Here is a 9,433-nt window from a genome sequence, read left to right as displayed (position 1 = left end):
GGCGGTCAGGAGGTCAGGTACGCGACCGTACGGGTGACCGAGTCGTAGTGCCGGGCCGCCGTCCACTCCCCGGCCAGGGAGCCCGGCGCACCGGCGGGCGGGTCGGGGAAGGCCCCGCGCCCCCGGGCGAGCGTGACGTGGGGGACCCAGCGGGCCGGATCGAGGAGGGGGTTCGGCCTGCCGCTCTCCGGCGCCCCGCGCAGGATCCGTCCCACCTCCGCGTGCAGCCGGAGCAGGGCGTCGTCGGGCCGTACGGCCCACGCCAGGACGCGGGTCCGGCCGGAGAACCGCACGAGTCCGTCGAGACGCAGGGGGACCGGCAGCGCCTCCGCGAACGCGCGGAGCAGCCGGGCGCGCACCTCACCGGACAGGGCGTCGGCCGAGGCGAGGGTGAGGTGGGGCCGGTTCGTCGGATGGCGGTGTCCGGCCAGACTGGGCAGACCGGCGTCCGCCAGAAGCCGCCACGCCTCCCGGACGGCCCGCTCGGTCGCCGCGTCGGGCAGGAGTTCGACACTGTGCACACAGGCAGCCTACGGCCGCGTGCGGAAGAGCGGCGGCGATGTGACGATGGTGGCCCGGACGGCGGTGACCGGCAGGTGATGGGGTCGCCGCTCCGTTGGTCTTCCCGTCGAGGAGTGGGTGCGTCGCATGGACAGGTCCGGACTGATCGAGGCGGTCACGCGCAAGGTGACGGACGGGGACGTCCCGTCCTCCGAGCAGATCGGCCGCGTCGTCGACGCCGTGTTCGGCACGGTCGAGGACGCGGGGGCGATCGCCGAGGCGCTCAGGGAGGGCGTGACGGTCACCCTGCTCGGCTTCGGCAGTTTCCACGACGAGGACGGCGAGGTGGGGCTGCGACCGGGCAAGGCCCTCGACGAGTTCGTCCACGGCCGGGTCGGCTGAGGGCCGAGCGGGCCGATGACGTCCCTGACGCTGCGGGCCGAGGGCCCGGCCCCCGCCGAGGACGTCTGGACGCGGTACGCCGTACCCGCCCTCTGGCCGACGTGGTCGCCGCAGATCAGGGCGGTGCGCGTGGAGGACGGGCGGATCGCGCCCGGTACGAGGGGCGAGGTCGTCTCGTTCCTCGGCGTCTCCGCGCGGTTCGTCGTGGAGTCCGTCGACGAGGAACGGCGGCGGTGGACGTGGCGGGTCCGCCTCGGGCCGGTGCGCCTGCGGCTGCACCACGCGGTCCTCGCCCGGCCGGCCGGATCGGCCACGACGCTGCGGATCGAGGGACCGGCCCTCGCCCTCGCGGCGTACGCGGGCCCGGCCCGGTGGGCCATGGGGCGTCTGGTGGGCGAGTGGAGCCGGTCATCCGGTTCGTCGTGACGAGGGTGGAGACATGGCCGACACGTACGAGGACAGCCCACCGCCCCACGACGGTCCCACGGGAGACGGCGCGGGGCGGGAGGAGGAGCGGACCGCGCCGCCCCACGGCGCCCACGGCCGACCGCCGAGCCGCTCCGAGCGCTGGACCACGTTCACCCGCTCGCCCTTCTTCCCCGCCACCGTCCTGGTCCTGATCCTGGCCGCGGCGGCCGCGCTGTTCGCCGGCTCGTACACGTACGCGATGGCGAACCCGACCCCCCGTCACATCCCGACGGCCGTCCTCGGGGCGGCGGACTCGCCGACCGGCAGGACGTTCACCGGGGGGATGGAGCGGGCGCTCGACTCCTCGCTCGAACTGCGGCCCTACCGGACGCGCGCCGAGGCGATGAAGGCGGTGAACGAACAGGAGGTCTTCGCCGTCGTGACCCTGCGGGACGGCCGCGTGGCCCTCGACGTCGCCGGCGCCTCGGGCGCCTCGGTGGCCCAGCTCCTCGCGGAGTCGGCGGTGGAGGTGGGCCGGGCGACCGGGGTGCCGGTCACGGTCGCGGACGTCAAACCGCTGCAGAAGGGCGACCCGCGCGGCCTCGCGCTGTTCTACATCTCGCTCGCCGCCGTGATCATCGGCTTCGTGGGCGCCATCCAGCTCAGCGTGCACGCGAGGCCGCTGAACCCCGCCGAGCGGATCGCCTTCACCGTGCTCTACGCCCTGCTGGGCGGGTTCGCGATCGCGGCGACCGTGGACTGGCTGCTCGGCGCGCTCGACCTGCCGTTCGTCGAGTCGTGGCTGATCCTCGCCCTGACCATGTTCGCCTCCGGCATGGTCTTCTCGATGTTCAACACCCTCATCGGGCGGTGGGCCATGCTCCCGACCTGGGGGCTGATGGTGCTCCTCGGCAACCCCTCCTCGGGCGGCGCGGTGTCCTGGCCGCTGCTGCCGTCGCCGCTCGGGCGCATCGGCCAGTGGCTGCCGCCGGGCGCCTCGGTGAACGCGCAGCACACCGCGGTGTACTTCGGCGGCCACCAGCACCTCTTCCCCTTCGTGGTGCTCACGGGGTGGGCGCTGGTGTCCTCCGCCGTCTTCTGGGTCTGGCGGCACCGCCATCCGGGCGGACGGGAGCGGGGCGGGGCGCACGCGGCGCTGTGACGCCCCGTGCCGCCCCGCCCCGCTCCCGGCGGCGCCGGCTCCCCTACCGCTGCGGGGCCGAGGTGGTCAGGAGCCGGTTGAAGAACGAACGGTACTCGCGCAGCGCCACCCGCAGGTCCTCCGTGTCGGCGTCCCGGCCCTCGCTCCACTGCCCTTCGAGGGTGTGCTTGTGGTCGGCGAAGGCCTCCGCCAGCGTCTTCATCACGTCGGCGACGAGCTCGTCGGCCGAGTGGACCGCCTCGCGCGGGTCGTCGACGAACCGGCCCTGGATCTCGCGCCAGCGCTCGCGGTACGCGTCGCCGTCCGCCTTGCCGAGCAGATCCGGAACGTGCTCGCCGTCCCCGTGCCCGCTGGCCTTCGCCAACGGGGCGGGCCGGACGTCCGAGCGCCCGGGAGGGGCGGACGTCCCCGCCGGTGCCGTGCTCCGCTCCACGGGGACGGGGGGCCGCCCGTCCGTCCCGTGCCGCCCGTCCGTCCCGCGCCGGTCCCCGGTTTCACCCCGGCCGGTCGTTCCGGACCGTTCGTCCGTCCCGTGCTGCGTGTCCGTCCGCCTGCTCGTCTGCGTGTCCGTCTGCGTGTCCGTCTCGTACGGGGCGGTCTGCGCCGCCCGTTCGGCCGTGTCGTGGTCGCACATGTGTTCCGCCTCCGCGTCAGGACCGGCGGGAGCCGGTCGGTTCGCCGTCGGTGAGCAGGTCGCCGAAGAGGGCGCGGTAGTGCACCATCGCCTCCCGCAGCTGCTCGGTGGTGGCCGACCGCGAGGAGCTCAGGGCGTGCACCTTCTGGGCGGCCCGGTAGTGCTCCAGCGTGCGGCCGTGCCGCACGGACAGGTCGCGCATCCGCTGCTCGTACTCCTCGGTGGGGTAGCCGCGTTCGTGCATCAGGGCCGTCACCAGCCGGTCGGCCTCGTGCACCGCGCCCTCGGGCGCGTCGACGAACTCCTCCTGGAGCTCCTTCCACCGCTGCGCGTACTGCTCCCTCGTGCCGCTCGACAGCGGCTTGATGTCCAGTTCCTGGTAGCGCCGCTCGCGGGCGTCGAGGTCCTGTTCGGCGGCCCGCCTGCTGCCCGTCTCCTCGACGGCCCGGTCGTACTCGGGTCCGAACCGGTCGCGCAGACGCGCCCGTCGCCGGTGGTTCACCGCGGCGACGGTGACGAGCGCGACCACCACGACGGCGGCAATGACGATGGCCAGGACGATTCCGGTCGACATCGACTCGCACCTCTCGCTGTGTCTTGTCCGTAGCACCCCGGTTGCCCTGAGCCCCGTGCTCCAAACGGACGCGACGTCACGTCCCGGTCCCGCCCCCGTCGCTGCCCCCGGCGACCGGGACCGGGGTCGGGACCGGGACCGGGTCCGCGCCGGCGCCGAAGGCGCGGCGGTAGGCGGCGGGGGAGACGCCGAACGCCGTCCGCATGTGCGCGCGCAGGGAGTTCCCCGAGCCCAGGCCGGCACGGTGCGCGACGAGGTCGATCGGCAGGTCGGTCGTCTCCAGGAGCTGCTTGGCGAGCTCCAGGCGCTGGGCCGTGAGCCACTGGACGGGGGTCAGACCGACCTCGTCGCGGAACCGGCGGGAGAAGGTCCGCAGGCTCATCCGGGCGTGCTCGGCGAGCCGGGCGAGGGTGAGCGGTTCCGCCAGGTGTTCGAGGGCCCAGGCGCGGGTGGCGGTGGTCCCGGCCAGGGTGGGCTCCGGGACGGGCCGGTCGATGAACTGCGCCTGCCCGCCGTCCCGCCAGGGAGGCACGACGCAGATGCGGGCGGTGCGGTTGGCGGTCGCGGCGCCGTGGTCGCGGCGGATCAGGTGGAGGCACAGGTCGACGCCCGCCGCCGCCCCCGCGGAGGTCAGGACGTCGCCGTCGTCGACGAAGAGCACGTCCTCGTCGACCTTGACCTTCGGGTAGGCCCGGCGGAACTCCGGTGTCAGTCGCCAGTGGGTGGTGGCCGGCCGCCCGTCGAGGAGTCCGGCGGCGGCGAGCACGTACGACCCGGTGCAGATCGACACCAGACGGGCGCCGGGCCGGATGGCGGCGACCGCCGAGGCGACCTCGGGCGGCAGCGGGCCGCCGAGGCCCAGCTCGGGCATGGCGTGGGTGGGCGGCACGATCACGGTGTCGGCGTCCGCGAGGGCCTCGGCACCGGCGGCGGGCTGCACGGTGAAACCGGCGTCGCTGGGCACGGGGGCGCCGTCGACCGTGCAGACCGTGACCTCGTAGAGGAGGTGCCCGTCTGAGTCCACGGCGCTGCCGAAGACCCGGGAGGGGATGCCGAGCTCGAACGGAGGCACGCCGGGGAGCGCGAGCACGGCGATCCGGTGCCGCGCGGGCCCCGCCCCTTCCCGCTCGTTCCGTACCGTCCGGCCGCACGTCGTTCCCATGGCCGGATCCTGTCACATAGTGGCCTGACGGCCAATACTGCGAGCGGGCACCGCACCGGATCGTGGACCCGTCGCCGCGGAAGGGTTCCGGGGCGCGCCGATCGAGAACGGAACGAGGCGGACACATGCGTGCGGTGGTCGTGGAGCGGTGGGGCGGACCCGAGACCCTGGTCGAGCGGGACGTGGAGCGCCCCGAGCCCGGCCTGAACGAGGTCCTGGTGCGGGTCCACGCGGTCGGGGTGAACCCGGTGGACTGGAAGACCCGCGCGAGCGGGGCCCTGATCGGCTGGGGCGCGGTCCCGGCCGTCGGCTGGGACGTGTCGGGCACGGTGGAGGCCGTCGGGCCCGGCGTGGGACACCTCCGCCCCGGGGACGAGGTCTTCGGCATGCCGCTCTTCCCCCGTCAGGCGGGCGGATACGCCGAGTACGTGGTGTCCCCGGCCCGGCACCTCGCCCCCAAGCCCGCCTCCCTGACCCACGTGGAGGCCGCGGCGCTGCCGCTGGCCGGGCTCACCGCCTGGCAGGCCCTCGTGGACGCGGCGGACGTCCGCCCGGGGGAGCGCGTGCTCGTGCACGCGGCGGCCGGCGGGGTGGGGCACCTCGCCGTGCAGATCGCCAGGGCCCGCGGGGCGTACGTCGTCGGCACGGCGAGCGCGGCCAAGCACGCCCTGGTGCGGGAGCTGGGCGCGGACGAGGTGATCGACTACCGCGAGGTCCGCTTCGAGGACGTCCTCCAGGACGTGGACGTCGTCCTCGACGGCATCGGCGGGGAGACGGCCGAACGCTCCCTGAAGGTGCTCCGCCCCGGAGGCAGGCTGATCACCCTGCCGGGCCCGGACGACGTCCCCGCCGCCCCGGAGGGCGTGCGGGCGGCATGGGTCCTGGTCGAACCCGACCACCTCGGCCTGCGCGAACTCGCGGCCCTGGTGGAGCGCGGCGAACTGAGGCCGGTGGCCGACACCGTGCTTCCGCTCGCCGAGGCGGCGAAGGCGCACGCGATCGGCGAGGAGGGCCGCACCACGGGCAAGATCGTCCTGACGGTCGTCTGACGGCCGCCCGGCCCCTTCCGACCGCCCGACGGGCGGGCCGGGAGACCGGGCCGGCGGCGGGGGACGGTCGGGTACGGGTGAGCCCGGCGTGCAGAATGCCGGACGGCACGTCCCCGACCGGAAGGCACCCCCCATGAACCTGCCCGCAACAGGCCGCCGCGTCCTCGTCACCGGCGCCTCCCGGGGCCTCGGCAGGGAGGTGGCCCGGGCCTTCGCGGCCAACGGCGACCGGGTCGCCGTCCACTTCGCCTCGCGCGCCGAGGAGGCCCGGGCGACCCTGGACTCCCTCGAAGGGGCGGGCCACGTCCTCGTCGGGGGCGACCTCGCGGACCCCGGAACGGCCGCGACGGTGGCCGACACGGCGGCCGAGGCGCTCGGCGGGATCGACGTGCTGGTCAACAACGCGGCGGTGAACCTCCGCCACCCCCTCGCCGAGACCCCGTACGAGGAGTGGGTGGAGGTCTGGCGGCGGCACGTCTCCGTGAACCTGCTCGCGACCGCGAACCTGAGCCACCTCGCGGCCCGGCGCATGATCGACCGGGGGACGGGCGGACGGATCGTCAACATCGGCTCCCGGGGCGCCTTCCGCGGCGAACCCGACCACCCGGCGTACGGCGCGACCAAGGCGGCCGTCCACGCGCTCGGCCAGTCGCTCGCCGTCTCCCTCGCCCCGTACGGGATCGCCGTCGCCTCGATCGCGCCCGGCTTCTTCGCCACCGAGCGCGTCTCACCGCGCCTGGAGGGCCCCGAGGGGGCCGCGATCCGCGCCCAGAGCCCCTTCGGCCGGGTGGCCGCCCCCGCCGAGATCGCGGCGGCCGTCCTGTGGCTCGCCTCTCCCGACGCGGAATGGGCGTCCGGTTCGATCCTCGACCTCAACGGCGCCTCCCACCTGCGCAGTTGACCACCCGGTGCTACCGCCGGAGCGCCGTCCGCCGGGAGGGGTGTGGTGCGAAGACACGGGATCGGCGGCGCACGGGGCGCGGATCTCATGGTTTTCACCAGGGGCCACCGTCCGCCGGACCCGGATACGTTCGCGCCGTCCGTGCGTGGTGGGAGGGGAGTCGGAGTGAAGGCTGTGGCGTCCGTACTGGTGGCGGCGGTCCTGTGGGGCACCGTGGGGCCGGCGCAGGTCTGGGCCGACACCGGGGCGCACCCGGTGTCGCTCGGGGCCGCCCGGATGCTCCTGGGCGGGCTCGTCCTCGCGGCCCTCACGGTGCGGCCGGCCGGACTGCGCACCTTGCGGCTGCCCGGGACGCGCCGGTGGCTGGTGGTGAGCGTGCTCGTCACGGCCTCCTTCCAGGCCTGCTTCCTCCAGGCGGTCGAGCGTTCCGGAGCGGCCCTCGCGACGGCGGTCGCCTTCGGGACCGTGCCCGTGGTCGGCGGGGCGTGCGGACTCCTGCTCTCCGGCGAGCGGCCGTCGCGGCGCTGGGCGGCGGGCACGGTCTGCGCCGTCGCGGGCATCGGGCTGCTGCTCCTCCCGGGCGGCGCCGGACGCGCGGACGCGCTCGGCGTCGCCTACGGGGTGGCGGCCGGGGCGAGCTTCGGCGTCTACATAGCCGCCACCAAGGAACTGGGCGCACGCGGGGCCGACCTGGACGCGGCGGCCCCGGTCAGCGTCCTGTGCGCCGGGCTGCTCGTCTCCCCGTACCTCCTGATGGCCCCCGGGGGCCTGGCCACCGCGCCCGGCGTCGCCCTGGTGGGCTGGCTGGGGCTCGGCACGACCGCGCTCGGCTACCTGCTCTTCACCCGGGGGGTCGGCGGGCTCAGCGCCGCCACGGTGGGGACGCTGAGCCTGACGGAACCGCTGGTCGCCACGGTGCTCGGCGTGGCGCTGCTCGGCGAGCGGCCGGGGCCCCTCGCCGCCGCCGGCGCCGCGCTGCTCCTCGGCGGCCTGGTCACGGTCTCCGTGCCGGAGCGCCGCCGGACTCCGGAGGATCACCTGCCGGAGCCGGCCGGGCGCTGACCGCGACGGGCGGTGTCACCGGTCCCGGTAGGCGCGCATGTTCTCCCGCACGGTCGCGGAGAAGAACATCGGACCGATCCCGTCGGCCCTGGCCATCCCCTCCGGCGTCAGCCGGAGGACGCCGCCGTCCTCCCGCAGCCAGTGGCTCCCCAGGAGGACGTCGAGCTGCGGGCCGAAGTCGTCCTCGAAGCGGCTCCCGAACCGACGCCCGTAGCCGGCGGTGTCCAGCCCCGACGATTCGAGCAGGTGCTGGAGGACGTACATCCTGCGCCGCTCGTCCCCGTCCATGCGGAACGCCCACTGGGCCCGACGGAACCGGTCGCTCGGGGTCGCGATGTAGTCGTCGATGATGCGGCGCACCTCGGGGACCGCGACGGCGTAGTCGGTCGTGTAGTGCAGGTCGGTCGTGAAGGAGCGGGCGCCGACGCCGAGCCCGACCATGCCGGCCTGCTGGTTGTACTCGCTGATGCTGCTGCCGTCGGTGTCCTCGACGGCGGCGGTGCCGATCCGGCGGAAGACCCGCATCGAGGTCTGCTCGTAGCCGGCCGAGAGGAGGTGGTCGCGGCCGAAGCGGTACAGGCGCAGCCTCTGGTCGTCCCACTCGGCGGGGGTGGCCGCGTGCCGGGTGCTCAGCCCGGTCAGCGGGCGCACGTACAGGGGGTAGAGGTAGATCTCCTCGGGCTCCCAGGCCAGGGCGGCGTCGAGCGAGACCTTGAAGGTGCGTTCCGTCTGGCCGTCGATGCCGTAGATGAGGTCGATGTTGAGCACGGGGAACCGCGCTTCCTTGAGGCGGGCCAGGGCGGCCTCGGCCTCCTCGCGCTTCTGCGGACGGACGGCCGCGCGCGCCTCCTCGTCGAGGAAGCTCTGCACGCCGATGCTCAGCCGGGTGGCGCCCCGCTCCGCGAGCACGGCGAGGCGGTCGGCGGTCGCGGTGGCCGGCGAGGTCTCCACCGACCAGGACACCGCCCGCAGGTCGACGCCCATGACGTCCTCGGAGATGTCGCAGAGCCGGACGAGCTCGTCGGCCGTCAGGTAGGTCGGCGTGCCGCCGCCGAAGGCCGCGAGGGTGAACCGTAACGGCCGGCCCTGGGCGTCGAGGGCCTCCCGGGTGACCCGTGCCTGCCGCTCCAGGGTGTCGAGGAAGGCTCCGGTCACCTCCTCGGGGGCGCCGGTGCGGGTGAAGAGGTTGCAGAAGCCGCACCGCATCTCGCAGAACGGTATGTGCGCGTAGAAGGAGAGGGCGTCGAGGCGCTCGCCCGCCCACAGGTCGCTCAGGAGCGGACCGTTCTCGAGGAGGCGGTAGGCCTTCTGGTGCGGATAGGCGTACACGTACTGCTGGTAGGGGCTCTCCTCCTCGGAGGCGGCGGGGAGGGAGGGCCGGGTCGACGGCGACGGAAGCATGACTGGCTTGCCCATGGCGCGATGTGACTCACTCTCGGACGACGACGTCACGTCGGGTGACAGACCGTGACCCTAGGGCGACGTCGGTGTCGGCATCTTTAGTTCGAACGCCAAAAAATCGGTTTCGCCGCATGGAGTTTCGTATGCACTTTTCGCGAAGAAGGCCGTTTCCTCACG

The 9,433-nt window shown here is 74.5% G+C and carries 11 protein-coding genes; 6 read left to right on the top strand and 5 right to left on the bottom strand.

Features of this window, described 5'->3' with window-relative positions:
* Window positions 1–5: 5 nt before the first annotated feature.
* Complete coding sequence (locus tag OO47_RS11600; protein WP_030207720.1) at window positions 6–521, bottom strand: 2'-5' RNA ligase family protein; 516 nt, start codon at window positions 519–521, stop codon at window positions 6–8.
* Between the two features lie 127 nt (window positions 522–648).
* Between OO47_RS11600 and OO47_RS11595 the strand changes: the two genes are divergently transcribed.
* The 3 genes from OO47_RS11595 to OO47_RS11585 are packed head-to-tail and all read left to right on the top strand — an operon-like array spanning window position 649 to window position 2,473.
* Window positions 649–903 carry an HU family DNA-binding protein gene (locus OO47_RS11595; protein WP_030207718.1) on the top strand — a complete coding sequence of 85 codons (255 nt, stop codon included), beginning with the start codon at window positions 649–651 and terminating at the stop codon, window positions 901–903.
* A gap of 15 nt (window positions 904–918) precedes the next feature.
* Entirely contained in the window at window positions 919–1,329 is a 411-nt protein-coding gene (locus tag OO47_RS11590; protein ID WP_030207715.1) for an SRPBCC family protein, read from the top strand.
* 13 nt (window positions 1,330–1,342) lie between these two features.
* On the top strand, window positions 1,343–2,473 hold the full coding sequence (locus OO47_RS11585) for an ABC-2 transporter permease (protein WP_051715408.1): 1,131 nt from the start codon (window positions 1,343–1,345) through the stop codon (window positions 2,471–2,473).
* A 43-nt stretch (window positions 2,474–2,516) separates the two neighbouring features.
* Here the strand turns inward: OO47_RS11585 and OO47_RS37230 are convergent, their stop codons facing one another.
* From OO47_RS37230 to OO47_RS11570, 3 genes are all read right to left on the bottom strand, one after another.
* Window positions 2,517–3,107, bottom strand: a complete 591-nt coding sequence (locus OO47_RS37230) for a hypothetical protein (RefSeq protein WP_199812293.1) — start codon at window positions 3,105–3,107, stop codon at window positions 2,517–2,519.
* A gap of 16 nt (window positions 3,108–3,123) precedes the next feature.
* Window positions 3,124–3,681, bottom strand: coding sequence for a hypothetical protein (locus OO47_RS11575; RefSeq protein WP_030207707.1), 558 nt, complete (start codon window positions 3,679–3,681; stop codon window positions 3,124–3,126).
* Window positions 3,682–3,757: 76 nt separating this feature from the next.
* Complete coding sequence (locus OO47_RS11570; protein WP_078489593.1) at window positions 3,758–4,843, bottom strand: GlxA family transcriptional regulator; 1,086 nt, start codon at window positions 4,841–4,843, stop codon at window positions 3,758–3,760.
* Window positions 4,844–4,968: 125 nt separating this feature from the next.
* Here OO47_RS11570 and OO47_RS11565 point away from each other — a divergent pair, with 125 nt between their 5' ends.
* The 3 genes from OO47_RS11565 (at window position 4,969) to OO47_RS11555 (ending at window position 7,855) form a co-directional block, all read left to right on the top strand.
* The gene (locus OO47_RS11565; protein ID WP_030207705.1) at window positions 4,969–5,892 is read left to right on the top strand and encodes an NADP-dependent oxidoreductase; all 924 of its coding nucleotides are present in this window, start codon (window positions 4,969–4,971) and stop codon (window positions 5,890–5,892) included.
* Window positions 5,893–6,025: 133 nt separating this feature from the next.
* Window positions 6,026–6,793, top strand: coding sequence for an SDR family NAD(P)-dependent oxidoreductase (locus tag OO47_RS11560; protein ID WP_030207704.1), 768 nt, complete (start codon window positions 6,026–6,028; stop codon window positions 6,791–6,793).
* 165 nt (window positions 6,794–6,958) lie between these two features.
* Window positions 6,959–7,855 (top strand): DMT family transporter, encoded by an 897-nt coding sequence (locus OO47_RS11555; protein WP_030207703.1) that lies wholly within the window; start codon window positions 6,959–6,961, stop codon window positions 7,853–7,855.
* Window positions 7,856–7,870: 15 nt separating this feature from the next.
* On the opposite strand, the gene OO47_RS11550 is transcribed toward OO47_RS11555, so the two are convergent.
* Window positions 7,871–9,256: an STM4012 family radical SAM protein gene (locus OO47_RS11550; RefSeq protein WP_030207700.1), complete on the bottom strand. Its 1,386-nt coding sequence runs from the start codon at window positions 9,254–9,256 to the stop codon at window positions 7,871–7,873.
* Window positions 9,257–9,433: the final 177 nt, after the last annotated feature.

Source organism: Streptomyces bikiniensis, assembly GCF_000716625.1.
In the GTDB taxonomy this organism is placed as follows: Bacteria; Actinomycetota; Actinomycetes; order Streptomycetales; family Streptomycetaceae; genus Streptomyces; species Streptomyces bikiniensis.
The sequence above is the reverse complement of the archived record's forward strand: the minus strand, read 5'-3'. Positions and strand labels throughout refer to the sequence as shown.